The sequence below is a fragment of the Pseudomonas putida genome, from assembly GCF_025905425.1.
GTDB classification, from domain to species: domain Bacteria; phylum Pseudomonadota; class Gammaproteobacteria; order Pseudomonadales; family Pseudomonadaceae; genus Aquipseudomonas; species Aquipseudomonas putida_AF.
The window spans coordinates 298,838-322,582 of record NZ_CP109603.1; the positions used below are offsets into that span (position 1 = coordinate 298,838).

Genomic DNA, 23,745 nt, shown 5'->3' on the forward strand with positions numbered 1-23,745 from the left:
TACTGGCGTTCAACTGCTTACAGCAATTCGAAACTCTTCTGCTGCACCGCCTCGGAATCCAGCCCTACCTGGACATTGAATTCCCCAGGCTCGGCAACCCGCTGCAGTTGGCCATTGTAGAACTTCAGGTCTTCCTCGCTGATGCGGAAGGTCAATGTCTGCGATTCGCCGGCCTTGAGCATCAGCTTCTGGAAGTTCTTCAACTCCTTGACCGGGCGGCTCATGGACGCCGTAACATCCTGCAGATACAACTGCACCACAGTCTCGCCGTCTCGCTTGCCGGTGTTCTTCACCGTGACCTTGGCCTCAAGCGTAGCGCCACGCTTGAGGTCCTTGCTCGACAGGGCCAGGCCCGACAACTCGAAGCTGCTGTAGCTCAAGCCATAACCAAACGGATACAGCGGCCCGTTGGGCTCCTCGAAGTACTGGGAGGTGTAGTTGCCTGGCTTGCCGGGTGTGAACGGCCGGCCAATGCGCGTGTGGTTGTAGTGCATTGGAATTTGCCCGACCGAACGCGGGAAGGTGATGGCCAGCTTGCCGGACGGGTTGTAGTCGCCGAACAGCACGTCGGCGATGGCATTGCCGCCCTCGGTGCCGCTGAACCAGGTTTCGAGCAGGGCGTCGGCCTGCTCACGCTCCCAGGCGATCGACAGCGGCCGGCCATTCATCAGTACCAGGACCAGCGGCTTGCCAGTGGCTTTCAGGGCCTTGATCAGTTCGCGCTGGCTGGCCGGGATTTCCAGGGTGGTGCGGCTCGACGACTCGTGGGACATGCCACGCGACTCGCCGACCACCGCAATGACCACGTCGGACTGCTGGGCGGCCTTGACCGCTTCATCGATCAGCACTGCGGCGGGGCGCAGGTCATTGATGATTTCCGGGGCATCGAAGTTGAGGAAGTTCAGGTAGTCGAAGATCGCCTTGTCGCCGGTGATGTTGGAACCCTTGGCGTAGACCAGCTTGGCCTTGCCTTCCACGGCGCGGCGCAGGCCTTCGCGTACCGTCACCGAATGCATCGGTTTGCCGTCGGCTGCCCAGCTGCCCATCATGTCGATCGGCGCGTCGGCCAACGGGCCGACCAGGGCGATGGTGCCAGCCTTCTTCAGTGGCAGGGTCTGGTTGCGGTTTTCCAGCAGGACCAGGCTGCGGCGGGCCACGTCACGCGCGGCTTCTCGGTGCAGGCGGTCGTTGCCGTAGTAGTCCTTGAGGTCGGTTTCGGCTTTGCCGATACGCACGTACGGGTCCTTGAACAGGCCCATGTCGTACTTGGCGCCAAGCACTTCGCGCACTGCCTGGTCCAGTTCGCCCTGGGTCACTTCGCCGGACTTCAGCAGCCCGGGCAGTTCTTCGCCGTACAGGGTGTCGTTCATGCTCATGTCGATGCCGGCCTTGATCGCCAGCTTGGCGGCCTCTCGGCCGTCGCGGGCGACGCCGTGGCGAATCAGTTCCTGGATGGCGCCGTGGTCGCTGATGGTGACACCTTTGAAGCCCCACTCCTTGCGTAGCAGGTCGTTCATCAGCCAGGTGTTGGAGGTGGCCGGCACGCCATTGATAGAGTTGAGCGCCACCATGACCCCGCCAGCACCGGCATCGAGCGCGGCGCGGTAGGGCGGCAGGTAGTCGTTGTACATCTTCGGCAGGCTCATATCGACTGTGTTGTAGTCGCGGCCGCCTTCCACCGCACCGTACAGGGCAAAGTGCTTGACGATGGCCATGATGCTGTCGGGGTTGGCCGGGCTGCTGCCCTGGAACGAGCGCACCATCACCTGGCCGATTCTCGACGTCAGGTAGGTATCTTCGCCGAAGCCTTCACTGGTACGGCCCCAGCGCGGGTCGCGCGCGATATCGACCATCGGTGCGAAGGTCATGTCCAGGGCGTCGGCAGCGGCTTCGATGGCCGCGGTGCGGCCGACCTTGGCGACGGCGTCCATGTCCCAGGTCGCGGCCATGCCCAGGCCGATCGGGAAAATGGTGCGCTCGCCATGAACGGTGTCGTAGGCGAAGAACATCGGAATCTTCAGGCGGCTGCGCATGGCCGCGTCCTGCATCGGCCGGTTCTCGGGCGCGGTGCGCGAGTTGAAAGTGCCGCCGATGCGGCCAGCGGCGATTTCTTCGCGGATCTTGTCGTGCGGCATCTCCGGGCCGATGCTGATCAGGCGCAGTTGGCCGATTTTTTCGGCTTCGGTCATCTGGCTGATCAGGTGATCGATGAACGCCTGCTTGTCCTGCAGAGGCGGGGCGGTGGGGGCGGCGAGGGCCACCTGACTGACAAGGCCCATGGCCAGGCCCAGCAAAGACAGTTTCATCATGGATTCCGTTGTGGGGCCTGTGCCGTATCCACAGTGATACGCGCGCGGCCGAAGTTTTCAGGCGGCTATTGTTGTACAGTTCGGGGGCGATTCTTCCAGCGGCGGATTATGCCTGAATATGTCGGCTGCCGATGGCACCCTGAATGCCCGTATTACAACAATAAGAACGATCGAGAGACCGCTGGCATGACCCCCCTCAATGAATACGATCAACGCCAGATCGCCGAAGCCATTGCCCGTGCCGAACGGCGCACCGATGCCGAATTGGTGACGGTGCTGGCCCGCCGTGCCGACGATTACGCCTACCTGCCACTGTTATGGGCTGCTGTGCTGGCGCTGGCCGTGCCTGGCCTGCTGCAGATGCTGCTGGGCTGGCCCGGTGTGCGTGGTTTGCTGGTGGCTAACGTCGTGCTGTTCATCGGTTTGTGCCTGCTGTTGCGCAACCCGCGCCTGGCCGGCTGGCTGATCCCCCGTGCCTGGCGCCGCCGGCGTGCGTCGAGCCTGGCCCGTCAGCAGTTTCGCGAGCAGAACCTGCAGCGCACCACAGGTGCCACGGGGGTGCTGATTTTCGTCAGTGAGGCGGAGCGGCATGTGGAAATCCTGGTCGATCAGGGGGTCGAGCAGTGCCTCGATGCCACCGCCCGTGCAGCCATCGTCGGCCGTTTTGCCGAACAGGTCCGCCAGGGCCGGACCTTGCAGGGCTTTGTCGATTGCATCGAGGCCTGCGGCGAGTTGCTCAGCGAACATGTGCCGCCCACCCATAGCCGCAACGAACTGCCCAACCGTTTGGTGATTCTGGACTGACAAAAGCGGGCATACGGATTGGGGGGCCAGCTCCACACCTGTAGAATGCGTGGCATTGCGCAACGCGCTCCCTGCAACTCGAGGCACCGTTTTTCATGTCCGCCAGTCCTTCCGCTTCCACTGCGCCAGATGCGCGCGCCCAGTTCCTTGAGCTGCTGAGCGCTGCCCTGCACGGTAATACCTTGGTCAAACTGGTGCTGGCGCGCCATGTCGGTGCCGATCAGACCCTGCAGCGGATCATCGCCAAGCCGTTGCAGGTCAAGGGCCAGCCCTGCCTGTCGCTGGTGTATCGCCACCAGACCCGTGACATCACCCGTAACCTGCCGCTGGAGCAGGCCGAGGCACTGGTTGCCGAACTGCTGCCTGAAAGCTTTCGCAATGCCCACCTGTTCGAGGCCGACGGCGAAGTGCAGCTGACCTTCAGCAAGAAGGGCAAGCCCATGCTCCAGCGCCACGGCGCCCAGGCGCCGCGTGAAGCGGCGGCAAGCAGCGGCCATGATCGGGAGAAAAAGCGTTACCTGGAGTTGTCGCGGCCTTTTCTGCGTGACCTGGGCGTGACCGATGCACAAGGCGCGTTGATTCCGTCGATGTCGCGCAAGTGGAAGCAGATCAACAAGTTCATCGAGGTGTTCGAGCACGCCCTGGCCAGCGCGCCGGTGCCTGCCGAGCAGGCCCTGCGCGTGGCCGATTTTGGCTCGGGCAAGGGTTACCTGACCTTTGCCATGCACGACTACTTGCGCAATACCCTGGGCCGCGAAGCCCAGGTGACTGGCGTGGAGCTTCGCCAGGAGATGGTCGACCTGTGCAACGCCGCGGCCTCGCGCCTGGAGCACCCAGGCCTTGAGTTTCAGTGCGGTGATGTGCGCAGCGTGGTGCCCGAAGCCATCGAGGTGATGATCGCCCTGCACGCCTGCGACATCGCCACCGACTACGCCATCCACACCGGCATCCGCTGCAACGCCGCAATCATCATGTGCTCGCCGTGCTGCCACAAACAGATCCGCCCGCAACTGCACAGCCCAGGGTTGCTGCAGCCGATGCTGCAGTATGGGTTGCACTTGGGGCAGCAGGCCGAAATGCTCACCGACAGCCTGCGCGCGCTGTACCTGGAAGCCTGTGGTTATGAAACCAAGGTGTTCGAGTTCATTTCGTTGGAGCACACCAACAAGAACAAGATGATTCTGGCAGTGAAGCGCAAACAGCCGGTGGATAACGGGGCGCTGCTGGAGAAGATTGCGCAGCTCAAGGGGTTTTATGGGGTGCAGGAGCATTGCCTGGAGACGTTGTTGCGAGGGGATGGGTTGATCTGAATGCGGCAAACTGGATGAAGCGCCGATAAGTCCCTTCCTCCCCGCTGGCGCTCCCAACGCTCGCTGAGCGCTGATCCTGAATGTAAGTAGGAAATTCCTCCCGAGCATCTCTCGACGGTGTTTGGCGTGAAGAAATCTGTAGTGTGGCCTGCACGTGCAAGCCATTCATGGTTGTCGTTTGACAACCTGATGGGTGTGAGTCCACACTGGAGAAAAGCTGATGTCACGCCCCAGTCATGCTGCTGAGGAACAGTAGCGATGGAATACGAGTTCACCCTCAAGTATCAACTGAACGAAAACGAAGATCCCGATGCGCTTCTGGAACGTCTGGCCAAGGCAGGTTGTGAGGACGCTTTGGTTGGCGTAGGGCAGCCCGGTCGCTTGGCACTGGCTTTTATCCGCGAGTCTTCAACGGCCAGAGAAGCCATAGAGAGCGCCCTCAATGATGTTCGTGAGGCGGTGCCGGGCGCGCGTCTGATCGAGGCGACGCCAGACCTCGTCGGGCTTACCGATGTAGCCGAAATTGTGGGCGTATCGCGCCAGAACATGCGTAAGTTGATGCTCGTACACAGCCATAGTTTTCCTGCACCTATTCACGAGGGCAGTACTTCGCTTTGGCACCTGGCCGAGGTTCTGATCTGGTTACAGGCACGCGGAAGCTACGCTATCGGCCCGGAAACCCTTGACCTGGCTCGCGTAGCGATGACGGTCAATGTTTCGAGTGCCTATGAGCGGGTCTTCGGTCATTCACCGAAACAGGCCTATTGAACCTAAGCCAGGGCGCGCCTCAACGTCGAGCAACCGGTACCTCGATCGCCAGTTCGGCCAACCCCAACGGGTGCGTGCTCGCGTCGAAAAAGTGCAGCCCAGTCGCCGGCAAATCCCCGAACCGATCAATGAAATGCTGCTTCTGATTGATCACCGAAGCATCCCCCAACGGCCGAATGGCTATCGACAAGTGACGGGGTTGTGCCTGGCGCACAGCCTCGACCAGGTGCTGGTCACTGCTGTCCAGATGCTGCCCGAATAGGCACAGGCCCTGGCTTTCCTGCGCCAGTTGGCCGAGGCACCAGCTCAGGTAGTCCGAGTGACGGATGGCGCGCAGCTTTTCGTCACTACGGTCTTCGTTGATGAACAGCGGCACTTCACCCGGAATGTTCACAGCAAAGCCATCAAGCAATTCGGCGCTTTCGGCGCTGCGTTGGCGGGTGGCGCCATCAGGCAGTTTCAGCAGGTGCAGGCCGCCATGCAGGTGCAGCAGCCGGGTGCCTTCGGTGCGGGTGCGGCGTACGTCGAAGAAGCCTTGCTCATCGAACAGTTCAGCAAAGCCTTGTGGGGCGTGCTGCACGGCCCACGGCAGGATCAGGTCGTAGTTGCTGGTGTAGATGCTGCGATAGCCACGCAGCGCCTGGTTGAGCTTGGCAAGCGCGGCTGCCGGCATCAGCGGCCATGGCAGATGCACCGTGCGCACGGCATGAATCAACGCTTCTTTGATCGAGTAGTAGCGGTTCAGCGGTGCGGTGGAGTTGATAGCCAGGGCGGCGTTGGCTCGTACGGTGGTATTGAGGGCGCTGAGCACAGGCTCGAACAGCTCCGTGGCGAGCGACTTGAACAGGGCCTGGTCGCTGATTGCCAGGCCCTTTTTGCGGCCCGCGCGTTGCGCTTGCTCGAACAGTGAGAAATAGCCGAACGGCTTCCACAGTGCACGGCTGGCGCCATTGCCCAGCAACAGGGCGTCGCAAGGGTGGCGTTGGTCGAGTTCAGGCCAAGGGGCGAGGTGAGCGTCAAGTGCGGGCATGCGGGGTCCGTTGGGCGAAGCGGAAAACGGGGCGACTTTAGCATGCCATGCAAACACCCGGTTATTGAGGCTGGCGATGGCAAGAAGTCATGTGTGAGAATGATAGGAATTCCTATTAACGACGCTCGCCTTCAATGACCTCCATTACCACGCCCTGGGCTGGCACTGCTTCGACGTTTCAGGCAGTCGTCGATGACCTGCTGGCCAACTACAGTGATTTGCGTCGCTACCTGTGCGGGCGCCTGCGTAACCCCGACGACGCCGCAGACATTGCCCAGTCCAGTTTCGCCCAGGCCTACGCCCATGCCCTGAATGCGCCGGTGCTCAATGCCCGCGCGTTGTTGTTTCAGGCCGCGCGTAACCTGTGCATTGACCAGTACCGCCGTCGCAGTACTGAACTGGCGGCGTTGGAAGACTGGCTGGTGCGGGTGGACGGGCTGAGCCCCAGCGTCGAAGACATCATGATCGCGCGTGAGCAACTGCAGCAATTGATCGCGATGATCGAGCGCATGCCACGCCTGCGCCGCGAAGTGTTCGTGCGGGTGCGGCTGTATGGCCAGAGCCACCGGGAAGTGTGCGATGCGCTGGGGCTGTCGGCCAAGTCGGTGGAATTGCACATCGCCCGCGCGGTGTTCGACCTCTCCGAACTGCGCATGGCCAGCCGTCATGGCTGAACCTGCAGCCGCACGCAAGGTACAGCAGGCCCTGGTCTACCTCGCCGCCATGCATGGTGACGACCCCGCACGGGTGCGCGAAGCCAGCGGCCAGGCACAGCGCTGGCGGCACAAGAGCGATGAGCATGAGCAGGCCTGGCAAGAGGCTGAACAGCGCTGGCAGTTGGTGCACCGCCTGGCGCCGCAACTGCGCGGCGCCCTGCAACCGCAGCCGTTCGATCCGAGCCGACGGCGCCTGTTGCGCCAAGGCGGCGCGCTGGCAGTGGTGCTGGCGGCAGGTGGCTGGTTGGGTTGGATGTGGCAGCGCACCGCAGCATTCCAGCAGGACCTGCAGACCGCACACGGCGAACAGCCCCGCAGCCTGGCCTTGCCCGATGGCAGCCAACTGCTGGTGGCGGCCGAGAGCAACCTGCGCATCCGTTTCGATCACGGCCAGCGCCAGGTGATGCTGCTGCACGGCAATGTCTTCTTCGACGTCGCCCATGAGCGCTGGCGGCCTTTCCACATCAGCACCCGGGTGGGCAGTGTGCAGGTGTTGGGTACGGCCTTTACGGTCAGTGACCGGGGCGACCGGGTATTCGTGGCGGTGGCCCGCGGCCGGGTGCAGGTCCGTGACCTGCACGGTGGTGAACGTACCCTTGGCGCGGGGGAACGTGTCTGCATCGATGGCCAGGGGCATCTGGGCAGTCTGCATGCACAGGGGCAGCTCGGCCCGGACAGGGACCATTGGCAACGCGGTTGGTGGTCTTACACTGATCAGTCGCTGCGTGAAGTGATCGGCGAACTCAACGCTTATCTGGCGCAGCCCGTGCTGCTGGCGCCGGAAGTCGCCGAGCTGAAGCTGACCGGAAGTTTCCCCAGTGACCAACCCCAGAAGCTGCTGGACGCTTTGCCACGGATTCTGCCGGTGCGCGTGAGTGAACGGCAGGGCAGGGTGGCGCTTTTGCCCCGCTGAAAAAGTTTTGAGGGGTAAGGCGCTGGAGCGGCGTCATCAACGGTGAACCCCTCCAAGAGCAAGGACCCTTCATGTCGTTCGCCACCACCCGCTTATCTGCGCCGCTGCGCCACCTGGCCCTGGCCTGTGCATTGGGCAGCCTGTTGTCGCCGGGCATGGCCCTGGCCGACAGCCAGCCATTGGCCCTGGATTTTCCGAGCCAACCGCTGGAAGCCACCGTGCATGCCCTTGCCCGGCAGTCCGGTGTGGCCATTGCTGCCGACAGCCGCGTACTGGCGGGCCGCAATGCTCCGGCCCTGCATGGGCGCTTCAGCGTGTTGCAGGCCCTGCAGCAGTTGCTGGTCGGCACCGACCTGGTGGCCGAGGAGCAGAACGGCGTGGTGATCCTGCGCAGCACCGCTGAGGACGGTGCCCTGACCCTCGGGGCCACCAACGTCAACGCTGCCGGTTTCAACAGTGACCTGCCCGAGACCTACAGTGGCGGCCAGGTGGCGCGCGGTGCACGGCTTGGCATGCTGGGCAATCGCGACATCATGGACACGCCGTTCAACATTACGGCCTACACCGCCAAGACCATCGCCGACCAGCAGAGCGGCACGGTTGGCGCGGTGTTGCGCAATGACCCGTCGATCCGCTTCAGCACGGGCGAAGGCCATGCCTACGAAAACTTCATGATCCGCGGCTATGGCCTCGAATCGTCCGAGCTGGCCGTGAATGGCCTGTACGGCCTGGCGCCGGATGGTCATGTGCCCACCGAATTCCTAGAACGGGTCGAGGTGCTCAAAGGCCCGAGCGCGTTGCTCAGCGGCATGGCGCCCAATGGTGGGGTGGGCGGCAATATCAACCTGATTCCCAAGCGCGCCGGCGATGCGCCGCTGACCCGCTTGACCACCAGCTACGTATCCGATGGCTTCTTTGCTCAGCACATCGACGTGGGCCGGCGCTCTGAGGACGGACGTTTCGGTATTCGTTTCAACGGGGTGTACGGCAGCGGCGACACCGGTGTCGACAAGCAGTCCAAGGACCGCACCTTGGCCTCGCTGGGGCTCGATTACCGAGGTGACGATTTCAAGCTGGAACTGGATGCCTACGAGACCCATGAAAAACTCGATAACGGCAGCCCGATGATGGCGGGCTTCAGCGAGCTCGGCTACGTGACCAAGGCGCCCAAGCCCGACACCAACGTGCTCGAAGGCATCTATGCCAAGCAGGTCAGCAAGGCGCTGATGCTGCGTGGTGAATACCAGCTCAACGACGACTGGACGGCCTTTGCCAGTGTCGGCGGTGCGCGCACTTACTACGACGGTTTCCTCAACGGCACCCGCATCCGGGTGCAGGCGGCCGATGGCAGCGCCAAGGGGCAGACCTACAACCAGGCCGGCTACACCCACAGCTTGTCCGGCGAGGCGGGCCTGCGCGGCAACTTCATGACCGGCCCGGTTACCCACCAACTGGTGTTCAGCACATCCTTGCTGCACCAGGACATCGGGCGTGCGCCCACGGTTACCGGCCCGACCTACGACACCAATCTGTATCGCCCGGTAAAAGGGGTGATCGCCGGTGATCACGGCTCCAACGTCAAGACCGGCGACAATACCTTGTCCAGCTTTGCCTTGGCCGACACACTTGGCTTCTTCGACGAGCGTGTGCTGCTGACGCTGGGCGCGCGTGCCCAGCGGGTGCGGCAGAAGATGAGCAAGCCAACGGCCTATGACGAACGCAAACTGACCCCAGCCTTCGGCATCGTGGTCAAGCCTTGGGATGCGCCAGTTTCACTGTACGCCAACTACATCGAAGGCCTGACCCAGGGTGGTACGGTGACCGAAGTGGGGGCGCTGAACAAGGATGAGCAGTTCGCGCCGTACGTGGCCAAGCAGATGGAAGCGGGTGTGAAGTGGGACCTGGGCCGGTTCAGCCATACCCTGGCAATGTTCCAGATCGAAAAACCCAGCATGGTCAAGAACACCCGCGGCGACACCTTCTGGTACACCGATGATGGCGAGCAGCGCAACCGTGGCGTGGAATGGAACATGTTCGGTGAAGCAGCCCCTGGTGTACGCCTGCTGGGCGGGGTGACCTACACCCGAGCCGAACTGAGCAAGACAGCCAACGGCACCCTGGATGGCAACACCGCGCGCGGTGTGCCTGCCTGGTCGGCGAACCTCGGCGCCGAGTGGGACCTGCCCTGGGTCGAAGGCCTGACCCTGACGGCGTTGGGTATCCACAGCAGCTCGCAGTACCTGGACGACGAGAACACGCTGAAAATCCCACAATGGACGCGCTACGACCTGGGCGCGCGCTACGCCACCCGTGTACTGAGCAAGGATGTGACGCTGCGCGCGAGCCTTGAGAACGTCGAGAATCGCGCGTACTGGGCAGGGGTGTTCAACCCAGGGTATGCCACCGTCAGCGAACCGCGCACCTTGAAGCTGTCCGCCAGCGTCGACTTCTGAGGTGAGCATGGACCGCATCACTCATCTCAGTTGCGCCGTGCTGTTGGCCTTGACCTGCGCGGCTACAGCGCAGGCGGCAACAGGCCCTACGCTGCAGCCCGGTCAGACTGTAAACGGCCAGGCTGTATCGGCAGACAGCGCGGTCTGGCGCGTTGCGCTCAAGGCGGGCGACCTGGTGCGCGGCCGGGTCGACGGCGACGTCAGCCTGCGCCTGCTGGACCCGCAGGGCAGGCCCCTGCGCTTGCTGATCGACGGCCAGGACCAGCCCCGCGCGTTCATCTTTGTCGCCGACAGCCCGGGGCCATACGGCTTGCGTGCAGAGCCACTGGACGGGCGCGCGGGCGCCCCTTTCAGCCTGCGTCTGGACCAGGTGCTGGCGCTCGCCGAACAGCAGCAAAGCGCACCACCGCTGGCCAGCCCGACCCTGGCCCAGTTGGCCGGGCAGCTTGCCCAGGGCGGCGATACCGAGGCCTTCTGGCACGCGCGAAAGGCCCAGGGCACGCCGCTGGTCGAGCTGCTACCGGGCCAGCCGCAGCTGCGTCTGGTGACCTTTCTGTGGCGCGGCGCCCAGCACAATGTGCGCATGTTCGGCGCGCCCTCGGGCCGCCACGAAGCGCTGCAACGGCTGGGCACCAGCGATGTCTGGTACGCCAGCTTCGAAGTCCCGGCCAGTACCCGGCTCAGCTACCAGATGGCGCCTGATGTACCACGGTCGGATGATCGCCGGGTGATTCTTGCCACCACGCGCCGCGATCCGCTCAACCCTGCCACGTTCGCCGACAGCAGCGGTGATCCGTGGCTGTCGCGCTCGCGCCTGGAGCTGGCGGATGCACCACCACAACCGTGGGTAGCCGAACGGCCGGGCATCGCGCGGGGCACGCTTGAGCGCAAGCGCCTGGCCAGCGACGTGCTGGGCAACGCGCGCGATGTCTACTTGTATCGCCCGGCTGCTGCAGGCCAGGCCTTGCTGGTGCTGTTCGACGCCCATGCCTATACCCGCCAAGTGCCTACACCGACGATTCTTGACAACCTGATCGCCGATGGCCTGATCCCGCCCACGGCAGCCATCATCATTGCCAACCCCAGCGACCTGAGCCGCCAGCAGGAACTGCCACCCAACCCACGGTTCGCCCGCTTCATGGCCGAAGAACTGATGCCCTGGGCGCGAGAACAAGGCTTGAGCGCACCCGCAGCCAGTACGGTGATCGCGGGCTCCAGCTATGGGGGGCTGGCCGCTTCCTACCTGGGCCTGAAGCACCCCGAGTTGTTCGGCAACGTGCTGAGCATGTCGGGGTCGTACTGGTGGGCCAAGGACGGGGAAGAGGCGGGCTGGCTGACCCGCGAATACGTCAAGGCAGCGCCCAAGCCGCTGCGCTTCTACCTGCAATCGGGGCTGTTCGAAGGGCCGACGATTCTGGATACCAACCGCCACCTGCGTGATGTACTGCGTGCCAAGGGTTATGCGGTGCAAGCGGTGGAGTACCCGGCGGGGCATGATTATCTGCAATGGCGCGGGTCACTGCCGTGCGGCTTGATCAGCCTGATTGGCAGGCAGGGGGAGACAAGTTCTCAGGCGTGTCGGCGGAAGTAGTCCCAAGTGCATGCTCAATACGCCAAGGCCTTGAGTACATGTTCAGGGTCGTTGCGAATCGCCCGCAGCAGTGCTTTGGCGGGGCCAGTAGGCTCTCTGCGACCTTGCTCCCAGTTACGCAAGGTCGCAACCTGAACATCGATCATCTCGGCAAACCGAACCTGAGAGAGGCCCGTTGACTTGCGGATGCTTCTGACCTGCAGCGCATCGACCTCGAATACACGGGAGGGCACCTGCCTTCCTTGGACAATGTCATCCATCTGCTGAACGCTTTCCATCAGCTCTTCAAAGAATCGGCTCATGCATGCCTCCAGTTTTCGATGATTTTTTTCAGGGCTTTTCGCTGTTCAGCGGACAAGTCAGGCTGCTCGTTCTTTGGGTAGATGTAGAGCATTGCAATCTGTGATTTGCTAATGAAATGGTAATAGATGACCCTGGCTCCGCCGCGTTTTCCATGCCCATTAGCAGCGATGCGCACCTTGCGTAGCCCACCGGTTCCTTCAATCAGGTCTCCAGTGTCAGGTTGGGCCATCAGCCTGATCTGGAGAAGGCGGTATTCGTCATCCTCAAGGAGGTCTTTCACACGCTTCGTGAACAGAGGAGTTTCAGTGAACAGCATAGCAGGGTGTACGCCATTGGCGTAGTCGCTGGTTGCCCAGCTCTACAGGGGTGAGGAGATCCCGTCGCATCATCAAGCGTGGGTTAGCGATGCTAACGAATGGTGCTTCAATGGACGGATCGTCTCTTTCCCGCAGGCATGTAGTCTTTTTCTTTAATTAGCTGCTACAGCACGACTCCTATTCCGCCACACCCGATACGCGCGGATCCCGGCCCGTACCGAGCCGAACAGCAGCTTATCCTCCATCTCCCGCGCCATCCCCGAGCGCACCAGCATGCGCAGGAAGGTGCCGCGGGCGCGGGCGATGGCAAAGAAGATGCCTTGGGCGGCCAGGGTGTCGCGGACTTCGCGCAGGGCGGCAATGCCGCTGACGTCGATGCTGGTCACCGCTTCGGCATCGAACAGCACGGCCTTGGGCTGGGCCTGGCTCTGCACCGCTTCGAGCAGGCGCATCTTGAAGTAGTCGGCGTTGAAGAACAGGATCGCGTCGTCGAAGCGGTACACCACCAACCCCGGTACGGTGCGGGCGTCCTTGAACTTGCGAATGTCGACCTGGCCCTCGGTGCCCGGCAGCCAGCCCAGCACCGCGTCGGTGGGCTGGTAGATGCTGTACAGCAGGCGCAGGATCGCCAGGGTCACGGCAAACACGATGCCCGGCAGCACGCCCAGGCCCAGCACGCCGACCGTGGTCAGCAGGCATAGCCAGAACTCGAAGCGGCTCAGGCGCTTGATGGTCTTCAGCGACTTGATGTCGATCAGCCCCCAGCCTGCCATCAACAGCACGGCACCCAGGGCCGCTTGAGGAATCCAGGCCATGGGGGCGGTGAAGAACAGCAGGATCAGGGCGATCACCAACGCGGCGATGATGCCTACCAGTTGGCTCTTGCCGCCGACCATGTCGTTGACCGCGGTGCGCGAGTCGGCGCCGCTGATGGCAAAGCCCTGGGACATCCCGGCAGCCAGGTTACTCACACCGAGCGCCACGAATTCATGGTTGGCATTGATGGCATAGCCGTGGCGCGCGGCAAAGCTGCGGGCCGTGAGCATGGCGCTGCAGAAACTGACGGTGGCGATACCCAGGGCATCGCGCAGCAGGCTCTTCATTTCGGCCAGGTTGCTTTGCGGCCAGGCCAGTTGCGGCATGCCGGCCGGTACCGGGCCGAGGATGGCGACACCGAAGCGGTCCAGGCCGAACAGACCCACCACCACCGTGAACAGCGCCACTGCCACCAGCGCGGCCGGCAACCTTGGGTAGCGCTGAGGCAGCCAGATCAGCAGCGCCAGTGCGGACAGGCCGATGGCCAGGGTCACCACGTGGATCTCGCCCAGGCGCTGGAGGAAGTTGACCAGGCTCAGGATGAACCCATCACCCTCGATCTTGAACCCCACCACCTTGGACAACTGCCCGGCGATCAGGCTCAGCCCAATGCCGTTGAGGTAGCCGATCAGGATCGGCCGCGAGAAGAAGCTGGCGATGAACCCGGCACGGGCCAGGCCGGCGCCGATCAACATCACGCCCACCAGCACGGTGACGATCACCGACAGTTCGGCAATGCGCTGTGGGTCGCCCAGCGCCAGTGGTGCCACGGCGCCGGCAATCATCGCGCAGGTGGCAGCGTCCGGCCCGACCATCAGCTGGCGCGAGCTGCCGATCAGCGCATACACCATCATCGGCAGCACGCAGGCATACAGGCCATATTGCGGTGGTAGGCCGACGATCTGGGCGTAGGCGATGGCGATGGGGATCTGGATAGCGGCTACCGACAGCCCAGCCTGCAGGTCGGCGTGAAACCACTCGCGGCGGTAGTGCAACAGGTTGGCGAGGCCGGGTAGCCAGCGGGACAGAAACATGCGCGGTCCTTTCGAAATGTTTCACGAATCCGGTAAGCATATGCGCTTCAAGCCGTTTCGCTTGCAAGCGGATTCGTCGGTCGCGCATTCAAGCGCAGCGGCCGGGAAGTGGCCATGGGCCAGATCAAGAGAAGGGCATGAAAACCGACAGGCAGAAACGAAAAAAGGAGCCGAGGCTCCTTTTGACAGCGATGACGTTGCTGGAACGCCATGCGGGAATGCGATGTGGAGCGGGTAGAGGGAATCGAACCCTCAACTAAAGCTTGGGAAGCTTTCGTTTTGCCACTAAACTATACCCGCGTCTGCGTTCGACTTTTTACCAGAACCTTCCACGAATTAGAAGCCCAAGTTATAAAAAAGCTTGTCGGCGACCCATAACCTGCGGGTAGAGGCTACAGGACGCCGAGGCGCTCAGAGGGCCAGTGCATGCTGCCCCTGTACGTGCTGGTAGCGTTGACGTGGTTCACGCTCGGTTGGCTTGAGGAAGCCCAGCAGCACGCTGCGGGTGTCTTCGCAGGCAGCCTTGGTTTCCATGTCGAGGAAGTGGCCAGCATCGCGGATCACGCTGAAGTGGCTCTTGCCCACATGGCGACCAAACTCTCGGGCATCTTCGGCGGTGGTGTACTCGTCGCGGTCGCCGTTGATGAACAGCACCGGGATGTCGATGTTGCGCGCACCGCTTAATGCCCGTTCCAAGTCATGTTGCAGCACTTCGTTGATGTGGAAGTGCATCTGCGCGTACTCGTGGCTGTCCAGGCTGCTCACGTGGCGATAGTTGAAGCGCTTGAACAGCGACGGCAGGTGTTTGCCGATGGTGTCATTGACCAGGTTGCCGACCTGATAGCGGTCGCAGGCGGCCAGGTACTGGCAGCCCCGATCCAGGTAGTCGCGCATCGGTTCGTTGATCACCGGCGAGAACGAGCTGACCACTGCCTTCTTCACCCGCCGCGGCTGGTGCGCCAGCGCCAGCAACGTACTCGCACCGCCCCACGAGAACGACATCACGTGATCGGCCTGGAAGTGCTCGATCAGCTCAAGGAGGATATGCGCCTCGGTCTCCTTGGTGATCAGCCGTTCCTGGCGATTGTGCGGTTTTGACTTGCCAGCGTACGGCTGGTCGAACAGCACGACGTTGAATTGCGGGTGCAGGTTACGCACCGTCTGGGCGAACGAGGCCGTGGTGGCCAGCGATCCGTTGATCAGGATGATCGTCTTCTCGGCCGCATCCGCGCGATGGAACTCCGTGTAAACCCGATACTGACCTTGGATATCAAGTACAGCGATTTCTGGCCTCATGTCATCGACTCCTGGCGCAAAAAGGGTATTCGCGTCACCTAGGGTGCACGTTCTTTATGACAGGTAGGCATTTGCCTTGAAGAGTAACCGGGGGCCCAGTGTCGATCCTTGGCACACGTGTCGACGGTATTGTTTTTGGCGGGCAATTTACCGTGCCCCAAGGCATCTAGGCCTTGGGTAGCCGGCAAAAAGGTGTCTTCGACTGCGAGCGTGACTCGTGAGTCACATGCAGACTGACGATTTGGATTCAAGCAGTGGCTTGCGGATCCCGCAAGTGCCGTTCGGGGGAAAATGTGACTTGGACCGCTGGGCGGTCGTGTGACACGGCCAGTGTTGTCTTTTCTGGCCTCTTCGCGGGCGAGCCCGCTCCCACAGGAGCTCCACAGCTTTGGAAGCTTGTGCAGTACCTGTGGGAGCGGGCTTGCCCGCGAAGAGGCCGGTACAGGCAACCTAGACCGAAGCGATTTCCTCGGCCGTCAACGCCCTGAATGCCCCCGGCGCCAACGCCGGATCCAGGCAAATCGTGCCCATGCTCTCGCGGTGCAACCCCACCACCTTGTTGTTGAAATGGCCGAACATGCGTTTGACCTGGTGGTACCGCCCTTCGACGATCGCCAGCCGCGCCTGGCGTGGGCCGAGGATGTCGAGTTGGGCGGGCAGGGTGGTGAGGTTTTCGAAGGCGAAATACAGGCCTTCGTGAAACGTGGCTGCATAGTGCTCGCCAATCTCGTCCTCGGTCTCGACCAGGTAATGCTTGGGCAGTTTGGTGGTTGGCTGGGTCAGGCGACGTGACCATTGGCCATCGTTGGTCAGGATCAGCAGGCCGGTGGTGTTGAAGTCCAGGCGCCCGGCAATGTGCAGGTCGTCGCGCAGCTCGGCGGGCAGTAGCTCAAGCACCGTGCGGTGCTGGGGGTCCTGCGTGGCGCTGACGCATCCGGTCGGTTTGTTGAGCATCAGGTAGCGTGCTGGGCGCCCAGCCTGCAGCAGTTGCTCATCCACTTCGACGCGGCTGAACTCACGTACTTCCGTCAACGGGTCGGCCGCCACTTCGCCATCGACCCGCACGCGGCGCTGCACCAGCAGCAGGCGAACATGCTGACGGTTGTAGCAGGGCAGGTTGGCAAGAAAACGGTCGAGGCGCATGGCGAACAGGGCTGAAGTAAAAGGCCGCGCAGTCTAACGCTTTGCACCGGGCGGCGCTGCCTGCAGTTGTGCTTCGACTGCGGCGCAGCGCGGGCACAGGCAGGCTTTGTCACGCAGCTCGGCGGGCAGGGCCTTAAGCACTGCGGGGTCGATGGTCACGCTGTAGCACCAACAGGCCTGCGTGGCGCTGCGAGGGTCGGCCAGGCTGCACTGGTTGAGGGCGCCGCAGGCGGGGCAGTGCTGGCTGTCATTCATGGTCGGGTCCAGGGGCTTCAGTGCAGACGCGGTTGCGGCCGGCCTGCTTGGCCCGATAGAGCGCACGGTCGGCGCGGGTCAGCAGGGCATGCAGGGTATCACCCGGTTGCAGGCTGCTCAGGCCGATACTGGTGGTCAGGCGCAACGGTTGGTCGTCGTAACTGAAGGTCAGTTGTTCGGTGCGGCGGCGGATTTTCTCCGCCACATCGATGGCTGGCCGGCCTTCTGCCTCACGCAGCAGCACGATGAACTCCTCACCGCCCCACCGGCACAGTATATCCGACTGGCGCAGGCTGCCCTGCAGCACATTGGCGAACTGGCGCAGCACCTCGTCACCTGCCAGGTGGCCATGGGTATCGTTGAGTGCCTTGAAGTGGTCAAGGTCGATCAGCAGGGCCACCAGCGGGCCGCTGTCGCGCTGGGCTTCATGCAAGGCCTGGGCGGCCAGCAGGTCGAAGCTGCGGCGGTTGGGCAGGCCGGTGAGGCTGTCGAGGGTGGCCAGGGCCTCGGTGCTGGCCTGGTGGCGCTTGACCATCGCATGCACCAGTGACAGCACCACCAGGGTGATCATCGTGCAGATCGCCAGGTTCAGGTACAGGGAGTGGCGGATGCGGTCCAGGGTACCGGTTTCGCGCTTGTCCACCAGCAGGTACCAGTCCAGCTCTGGCAGGTGGCGCACATTGAGAAAGTGGCTGTGGTTGTCGCTGTCGCGGTATTCGTGGCTGCCCTCGCCAGGTACGGGTTGCTGGGCAAGCAGGTCGCTCAGTTCGGGGTTGTCGCTTAGCGGCTGGCCGACGCGCAGGCCGTGGGGGCCACCCTCGGCGCCGGTCAGCAGGACCCTGCCCTTGGCGTCGGTGAACAGCACCGAGCGTTGGTAGCGCCGCTGGTATTCATCGATCAGCTTGACCACCGACGACACGCTCAACCCCACCCCGGCGGCGCCGATGAAGCGGTGTTGGTAATCCAGCACCTGGTAGTTGATGAACACCGTCAGGCTGTCCTGGTTGGCCATGTCCAGGTCGACATTGATCTCGTAGGGGGCCTTGAGGTCGCGCAGGCGGAAATACCAGGCATCGCGCCAGGCGCCTGGCTGGATCTGTTTGAGCACGCCCTTGGCCTGGTAGTAGGTGAGGCTGCGGTCGGAGACGAAAAACGAGGTGAAGGTGTCCTGCTTGCCCATGATCTCGCCGAGGTAGCGGGTGATGCGCTGGTTATCCTGCTCACCTGACAGCACCCAGTCCCGCAGAAAGGTGTCCTGGGCCATCATCGAGGCGATCAGCACAGGGCGGATCAGGTCTTTCTGGATTTCCGAATAGACCGTGTCGGAGGTCAGTGGCAGTTCGGTATTGACGATGCCATCACGGATGGCACTGCGTGAGGCGAAATAGCTGAGCAGGGAGGTGGCGAGAAAGCCGCTGGCCAGCAACATCAGCAAGGTAATGATCAGCGAGCGCTGGGAAAACAGAGCGGAACGTGCAGGCATGATCTTCCCGTGATGTGTGCCGAGGCGCTCATTCTAGTGAGATGACCGGCAATTGACTGCAAGTTTTTCAGGGTTATCACACATGTTTCAAATTATTGCAAAAATGGCACTGCACCCAGGTATGACGGTCTTATTCAGTGTCGATGAACGCGTTTTGCATCGATGCTCGCCAGCGCCGCTGTTCGGGCACTCCAGCGGTCCAGGAGGCCGCCATGTCCTATCGAATTCTGTTGATCGCCCTGCTGGGTCTGATGACGTCTGCCTGTGCCCCTTACTACGGTGGCGGGGGCTACTACCGTTCGGATTACTACTCCACCGACCGCTATGTATCGCCGGGGTACTACCGCTATGACCGCTACTATGTAGCGCCACAACCGCGCTACTACTACCAGCCAGCGCCTCGCTATTACCGCCCGGCGCCAGTGCCGCAATACCGGTCCCACCCGCAGCCTGGGATGAACCAGTGGCACGGCAACCCGCGCTATGACTATGGCAATCGCCAGCGTTATGACTACGGGCGCGACCGTGATCGCCACGACTATCGCAATGGCAGCCAGCGGTATCAGAACGACCGTTGGCATTCCAATGGGCACGGGGATCGTGACCGCAGGCCGGACGGCGGCCGGGGGCAGGGCCGCAACTGGCAGCGGTGAAGTGACAAAAGGGGCCGCTCAGCGGCCCTTTCTGTTTGTGCTCAGCCCAGATCCGCCAACGGGTGCCGCCCTTCCCAGACCTTGGCAAAATGCGCCTCGACCACCGCCGCCGGTACCTGCGCCACATCCGGCCAGTGCCAGCGCGGCTGATTGTCTTTGTCCAGCAGGCGTGCGCGCACCCCTTCGCTGAACTCCGGGTGGCGACAACAGTTCAGGCTCATGCTGTATTCCATCTGGAATACCTGCGCCAGCGACAAATGCCGCGCACGACGAATCTGCTCCCAAACCAGGTGCGCAGTCAGCGGGCAACCCTCGTGCAGCCGCCTGCCCGCGTCGGCCAGCACTGGGTCATCATGGTATTTCAGCCCTTCCAGTGCACGCCAGGCTGCGGCAGGGTCGGCAACGTCGAGCAATTGATCGATTTCCTGCCGGCGGGGCAGCCACTGGGCTTCGGGCAGTTCGGCGCAGGCGCGGTGCTGTTCGGCCTTGAACAGACTGTTCAGCTGCGCCGCAGTTTGTTCCTGCCAGTTCATTTGCAGCAGTTCGTCGATCAACGCGTCCTGTTGGCGTTCGCCCAGGAAGCGATCGGCCAAGCCTAAGTCCAAAGCGTCGTGGGCGTTGATCGACGCGCCCGTCAGCCCCAGGAACAACCCGAGCTTGCCTGGCAAGCGGGCAAGGAACCAGCTGGCGCCAACGTCCGGGTACAAGCCGATGCTGATCTCGGGCATGGCCAGTTGGCTGCTGGGTGTGACGATGCGTACGTTCGCGCCTTGAAGCAGCCCCATACCCCCGCCGAGTACATGCCCATGCCCCCAGCACAGCAGGGGCTTGGGGTAGGTATGCAGGGCGAAGTCGAGGCGGTACTCGGCGGCGAAGAAGGCGGTGGCCAGCCACGGCACGCTGCCGGGGTGTGCCTGGCAGGCCTGGGCCAGGGCGCGCACATCGCCCCCGGCGCAGAACGCCTTGACGCCATTGCCGCGCAGCAGCACGCAGACGATTTCGGGGTCACGGGCCCAGGCATGCAGTTGCTCGGCGAGCACTTCGATCATCCGCAGGTTCAGCGCATTGAGTGCCTTGGGCGCATCCAGGGTGGCAATGCCGATGTGGGCGCCATCAGCACCGGTGAGTACCTCGCAATGAATAGACATGGACTACCTCTCGCAGGTCATCGCACAAAGTATGGCCTGCCTGGGCGATCATGCCGGTCGTCGGTCGGATCGTTTGACAAGCGGGAGTGGCTTACCTAGTGTCGCGCCATTGTTTACGGATGGCCCCATGACTGACGACGATCGCATCAAACTCGAACCCAGCTGGAAAGCCGCATTGCGCGACGAGTTCGACCAGCCCTACATGCATCAGCTGCGTGAATTTCTGCGCCAGGAGCACGCGGCCGGCAAAGAGATCTATCCGCCCGGCCCACTGATTTTCAATGCGCTCAATTCGACGCCGCTGCAGCAGGTCAAGGTGGTGATCCTCGGCCAGGACCCCTATCACGGCCCAGGCCAGGCCCACGGCCTGTGCTTTTCGGTACAGCCGGGCATCGCCACGCCGCCGTCGCTGGTGAATATTTACAAAGAGCTGCAGCGCGACCTGAACATCCCGATTGCCAACCACGGCTACTTGCAGAGTTGGGCCGAGCAGGGCGTGCTGTTGCTGAACACGACCATGACCGTGGAACGTGCCAATGCCGCGTCGCATGCCAAGAAGGGGTGGGAGTTCTTTACCGACCGCGTCATCCAGGTGGTCAGCGAGCAGTGCCCGAACGTGGTGTTCCTGTTGTGGGGGGCGCATGCCCAGGGCAAGCAGAAGCTGATCGATGGCACCAAGCACCTGGTGCTCAAGTCGGTGCATCCGTCGCCCTTGTCGGCTTATCGCGGGTTTCTTGGCTGCGGGCATTTCAGCCGGGCCAATAGCTTCCTCGAACAGCGTGGGTTGGCACCGATCAACTGGGTGTTGCCACCGCTTTGATGGCATGAAACACCGTGTCGCCCGCGAAGCAGGCGACGCGTTTTTCAGCCCTGCCCAGCGTTCCACAACCGGAACAAAGGCTCTGCCAGAAACAGCACGAACAGTAAGCGCATCACCTGCAACGCCGTCACCAGCGGCACCGACAATTGCAGGGTTTCGGCCGTCAGGCTCATCTCTGCAATCCCGCCCGGCATCATCCCCAGCGTCAGCGAGCGCAAGTCCAGTGCGGTCATCACGCTCAGTGCCCAGGCTGCGCTGGCAGCGATCACCATGCACAGGCCCGTGGCCACCAGCGTGCGCCCCAGGAAGGATGGCGCCCGGCGGAAAAACGCACGGTTGAAGTGACACGCCAATCCGCTGCCGATCAACCACTGGCCGACCTGGCTGGCGCCATTGGGCAGGGCGATTTGCAGGTTACCGGCAAGGCTCACCGTGGCCGCTACCAGCAAGGGGCCGAACAGCCACGGGTTGGGCTGGCGCAAGCGTTGCCAGAGCAGCGCAACGGCAACCGCCAACGGTGCGATCACGGCCAGCCACCCCCAACTGACGCTGCCTGCGTGGTTCAGTGACACCCCGTCACCCATCAGCAACTTGAACAGCGCCGGCACGCACAGCACCACCGCCAGCACGCGCAGGCTCTGCGCGGCCGCCACTTGGCTGAGCACCGCGCCATTGCGCGCGCCCAGGTTGACCATCTCACCCGAGCCGCCCGGCATGCTGGCGAAAAACGCTGTGGCGCGGTCTTCGCCGGTGCGCCGCAGCAGCCACACACCGACCCCGCTGGAAACAGTGGTGAACAGTGCGGCGAAAAAGATCAGCAGGAAATGGCTGCCCACCTGTTCGATCACGGCGGGCGTGAAGTGCAGGCCGATGCCCAGGCCAATGATGAATTGCCCGCATTTTCGGCCGTTGGGTATTTCCGAAAGCTGCCAGGGGGTCAGGCAGCGCACCAGGATGATCGCCAGCAACGAGCCGACCATCCACGGCAATGGCCAGCCGACCCGGCTGGCGAGGTACCCGCCAGCAAGGCCGACCAGCCCGGTCGCCCAATACAGGGGCAACGACCGATCAGGCATCAGCCATGGCCCGACGCTGCAGGCTGCGCTTGCGCAAGATACGCAGCAACGGCAGGCACAGCATGCACACCACCAGAGCCCACACACCCATGCTGATCGGGCTCGACCAGAGAATGCCCAGCTCGCCGTTGGAGATCGACAGCGCGCGGCGCAGGTTCTGCTCCATCAGCCCGCCGAGGATGAACCCGAGCAGGATCGGCGACAGTGGGAAGTCCAGCTTGCGCAGGATGTAGCCCATGATGCCGATACCGACCATCAGGAACAGGTCGAAGGTGGTGGCGTGCACGGCATACACGCCGATCCCGGTGATGATCGCGATCACCGGCACCAGTGCCCAGTTCGGCACGGCGAGGATGCGGGTGAAGATGCGGATCATCGGGATGTTGAGGATCACCAGCATGATGTTGGCGATGAACAACGAGGCGATCAGGCCCCAGACGATGTCGGGTTGCTGTTCGAACAGCATCGGGCCGGGGGTGATGTTGTACAGGGTCAGTGCGCCGATCATGACCGCAGTGGTGCCAGAACCCGGTACACCGAGGGTCAGCATCGGCACCAGGGCGCCACAGCAGGATGCGCCGATGGCCGTTTCCGGAGCCGCCAGGCCGCGGGCATCGCCCTTGCCGAACTTGCCGCTTTCACCGGCGATGCGCTTTTCGGTCATGTAGGCCACGGCACTGGCCAGGGTCGCTCCCGCGCCAGGCAGCACACCCATGATGAAGCCCAGCAGGCCGCAACGGATGTTGACCACGAACACCGAAGCCGCCTCCTTGAAGTTGAACAGCATGCGCCCGGTGGCCTTGACCGCCTGGTGGCCGTGGTGGGTCTTTTCCAGCAGCAGCAGGATCTCGCTGATCGAGAACAGCCCCAGCACCAGCACCACGAATTGAATGCCGTCGGCCAGGTGCACGCTGTCACCGGTGAAGCGGTACACGCCGCTGTTGGCGTCGATGCCGACCGCCGACAGGAACAACCCGATCAACGCAGCAATGAAGGTCTTCAACGGCTTGTCGCCAGCCATGCCACCCAGGGCGACGATGGCGAACACCATCAGCACGAAGTATTCCGCCGGGCCGAAGGCGATCGCCCATTTCGCCAGCAACGGCGCGAACAGCACCATGCCGCAGGTGGCGATGAAGGCACCGATGAACGAACTCCAGGCAGACAGCGACAGGGCCACGCCTGCCAGGCCCTGGCGGGCCATCGGGTAGCCGTCGAGGGTGGTCATCACGGTCGAGGCTTCGCCCGGGATGTTCAGCAGGATCGAACTGATGCGCCCGCCGTATTCGCAGCCCAGGTACACCGCCGCCAGCAGGATCAGCGCCGACTCAGGCGGCAAGCCCAGGGCAAAGGCGATGGGGATCAGCAGGGCCACGCCGTTAATTGGGCCCAGGCCCGGCAGCAGGCCGACCACGGTGCCGATCAGGGTGCCACTGAGGGCGGTGACCAGGTTGTACGGGGTCAGGGCGACGCCGAAGCCCTGGCCCAGGTAGCTCAAGGTATCCAT

General features: G+C 62.9%; 21 protein-coding genes and 1 tRNA gene. 9 read left to right on the forward strand and 13 right to left on the reverse strand.

Going from position 1 to position 23,745, the window contains the following annotated elements:
* Nucleotides 1-17: 17 nt before the first annotated feature.
* Nucleotides 18-2,309 carry a beta-glucosidase BglX gene (bglX, locus tag OGV19_RS01400; RefSeq protein WP_264311791.1) on the reverse strand — a complete coding sequence of 764 codons (2,292 nt, stop codon included), beginning with the start codon at nt 2,307-2,309 and terminating at the stop codon, nt 18-20.
* 186 nt (nt 2,310-2,495) lie between these two features.
* Between bglX and OGV19_RS01405 the strand changes: the two genes are divergently transcribed.
* The 3 genes from OGV19_RS01405 to OGV19_RS01415 all read left to right on the forward strand — a co-directional run bounded on the left by OGV19_RS01405 (nt 2,496) and on the right by OGV19_RS01415 (nt 5,191).
* Nucleotides 2,496-3,113, forward strand: coding sequence for a TPM domain-containing protein (locus OGV19_RS01405; protein ID WP_264311792.1), 618 nt, complete (start codon nt 2,496-2,498; stop codon nt 3,111-3,113).
* Between the two features lie 95 nt (nt 3,114-3,208).
* Nucleotides 3,209-4,423 carry a class I SAM-dependent methyltransferase gene (locus tag OGV19_RS01410; RefSeq protein WP_264311793.1) on the forward strand — a complete coding sequence of 405 codons (1,215 nt, stop codon included), beginning with the start codon at nt 3,209-3,211 and terminating at the stop codon, nt 4,421-4,423.
* A gap of 258 nt (nt 4,424-4,681) precedes the next feature.
* Nucleotides 4,682-5,191, forward strand: coding sequence for a helix-turn-helix transcriptional regulator (locus OGV19_RS01415; protein WP_264311794.1), 510 nt, complete (start codon nt 4,682-4,684; stop codon nt 5,189-5,191).
* A 19-nt stretch (nt 5,192-5,210) separates the two neighbouring features.
* On the opposite strand, the gene OGV19_RS01420 is transcribed toward OGV19_RS01415, so the two are convergent.
* Entirely contained in the window at nt 5,211-6,221 is a 1,011-nt protein-coding gene (locus tag OGV19_RS01420; protein WP_264311795.1) for a DUF4917 family protein, read from the reverse strand.
* A gap of 134 nt (nt 6,222-6,355) precedes the next feature.
* On the opposite strand from OGV19_RS01420, the gene OGV19_RS01425 reads away from it, so the two are divergent.
* From OGV19_RS01425 to OGV19_RS01440, 4 genes are all read left to right on the forward strand, one after another.
* On the forward strand, nt 6,356-6,895 hold the full coding sequence (locus OGV19_RS01425) for an RNA polymerase sigma factor (RefSeq protein ID WP_264311796.1): 540 nt from the start codon (nt 6,356-6,358) through the stop codon (nt 6,893-6,895).
* Entirely contained in the window at nt 6,888-7,850 is a 963-nt protein-coding gene (locus tag OGV19_RS01430; protein WP_264311797.1) for a FecR family protein, read from the forward strand. The genes OGV19_RS01425 and OGV19_RS01430 overlap by 8 nt, the downstream gene beginning before the upstream one ends.
* Nucleotides 7,851-7,921: 71 nt before the next feature.
* The gene (locus OGV19_RS01435) at nt 7,922-10,303 is read left to right on the forward strand and encodes a TonB-dependent receptor (protein ID WP_264311798.1); all 2,382 of its coding nucleotides are present in this window, start codon (nt 7,922-7,924) and stop codon (nt 10,301-10,303) included.
* Nucleotides 10,304-10,310: 7 nt separating this feature from the next.
* A complete protein-coding gene (locus tag OGV19_RS01440) occupies nt 10,311-11,894 on the forward strand; it encodes an esterase family protein (RefSeq protein WP_264311799.1) in 1,584 nt (527 codons plus the stop codon).
* Nucleotides 11,895-11,908: 14 nt separating this feature from the next.
* Here OGV19_RS01440 and nadS read toward each other — a convergent pair whose 3' ends face one another.
* From nadS to OGV19_RS01480, 8 genes are all read right to left on the reverse strand, one after another.
* Nucleotides 11,909-12,196 (reverse strand): NadS family protein, encoded by a 288-nt coding sequence (gene nadS / locus OGV19_RS01445; RefSeq protein WP_264311800.1) that lies wholly within the window; start codon nt 12,194-12,196, stop codon nt 11,909-11,911.
* Nucleotides 12,193-12,513 carry a type II toxin-antitoxin system RelE/ParE family toxin gene (locus OGV19_RS01450; RefSeq protein ID WP_264311801.1) on the reverse strand — a complete coding sequence of 107 codons (321 nt, stop codon included), beginning with the start codon at nt 12,511-12,513 and terminating at the stop codon, nt 12,193-12,195. Before OGV19_RS01450 ends, nadS begins: the two co-directional genes overlap by 4 nt.
* Before the next feature lie 153 nt (nt 12,514-12,666).
* Nucleotides 12,667-14,364, reverse strand: a complete 1,698-nt coding sequence (locus OGV19_RS01455) for a SulP family inorganic anion transporter (protein WP_264311802.1) — start codon at nt 14,362-14,364, stop codon at nt 12,667-12,669.
* Between the two features lie 226 nt (nt 14,365-14,590).
* Nucleotides 14,591-14,664, reverse strand: a tRNA-Gly gene (locus OGV19_RS01460).
* A 111-nt stretch (nt 14,665-14,775) separates the two neighbouring features.
* Nucleotides 14,776-15,660 carry an alpha/beta fold hydrolase gene (locus OGV19_RS01465; RefSeq protein WP_264311803.1) on the reverse strand — a complete coding sequence of 295 codons (885 nt, stop codon included), beginning with the start codon at nt 15,658-15,660 and terminating at the stop codon, nt 14,776-14,778.
* A 450-nt stretch (nt 15,661-16,110) separates the two neighbouring features.
* On the reverse strand, nt 16,111-16,803 hold the full coding sequence (locus OGV19_RS01470; protein WP_264311804.1) for a pseudouridine synthase: 693 nt from the start codon (nt 16,801-16,803) through the stop codon (nt 16,111-16,113).
* A gap of 33 nt (nt 16,804-16,836) precedes the next feature.
* Nucleotides 16,837-17,058, reverse strand: a complete 222-nt coding sequence (locus tag OGV19_RS01475; RefSeq protein ID WP_264311805.1) for a cysteine-rich CWC family protein — start codon at nt 17,056-17,058, stop codon at nt 16,837-16,839.
* On the reverse strand, nt 17,051-18,541 hold the full coding sequence (locus OGV19_RS01480; RefSeq protein ID WP_264311806.1) for a sensor domain-containing diguanylate cyclase: 1,491 nt from the start codon (nt 18,539-18,541) through the stop codon (nt 17,051-17,053). The genes OGV19_RS01475 and OGV19_RS01480 overlap by 8 nt, the downstream gene beginning before the upstream one ends.
* Before the next feature lie 212 nt (nt 18,542-18,753).
* On the opposite strand from OGV19_RS01480, the gene OGV19_RS01485 reads away from it, so the two are divergent.
* Nucleotides 18,754-19,194, forward strand: coding sequence for a hypothetical protein (locus OGV19_RS01485; RefSeq protein WP_264311807.1), 441 nt, complete (start codon nt 18,754-18,756; stop codon nt 19,192-19,194).
* 41 nt (nt 19,195-19,235) lie between these two features.
* Here the strand turns inward: OGV19_RS01485 and OGV19_RS01490 are convergent, their stop codons facing one another.
* On the reverse strand, nt 19,236-20,342 hold the full coding sequence (locus tag OGV19_RS01490) for an enoyl-CoA hydratase/isomerase DspII (RefSeq protein WP_264311808.1): 1,107 nt from the start codon (nt 20,340-20,342) through the stop codon (nt 19,236-19,238).
* A gap of 127 nt (nt 20,343-20,469) precedes the next feature.
* On the opposite strand from OGV19_RS01490, the gene ung reads away from it, so the two are divergent.
* On the forward strand, nt 20,470-21,162 hold the full coding sequence (gene ung / locus OGV19_RS01495; RefSeq protein ID WP_264311809.1) for a uracil-DNA glycosylase: 693 nt from the start codon (nt 20,470-20,472) through the stop codon (nt 21,160-21,162).
* A gap of 44 nt (nt 21,163-21,206) precedes the next feature.
* Here the strand turns inward: ung and OGV19_RS01500 are convergent, their stop codons facing one another.
* The gene (locus OGV19_RS01500; RefSeq protein WP_264311810.1) at nt 21,207-22,238 is read right to left on the reverse strand and encodes an AbrB family protein; all 1,032 of its coding nucleotides are present in this window, start codon (nt 22,236-22,238) and stop codon (nt 21,207-21,209) included.
* Nucleotides 22,231-23,745, reverse strand: a complete 1,515-nt coding sequence (locus OGV19_RS01505; RefSeq protein ID WP_264311811.1) for a tripartite tricarboxylate transporter permease — start codon at nt 23,743-23,745, stop codon at nt 22,231-22,233. Before OGV19_RS01505 ends, OGV19_RS01500 begins: the two co-directional genes overlap by 8 nt.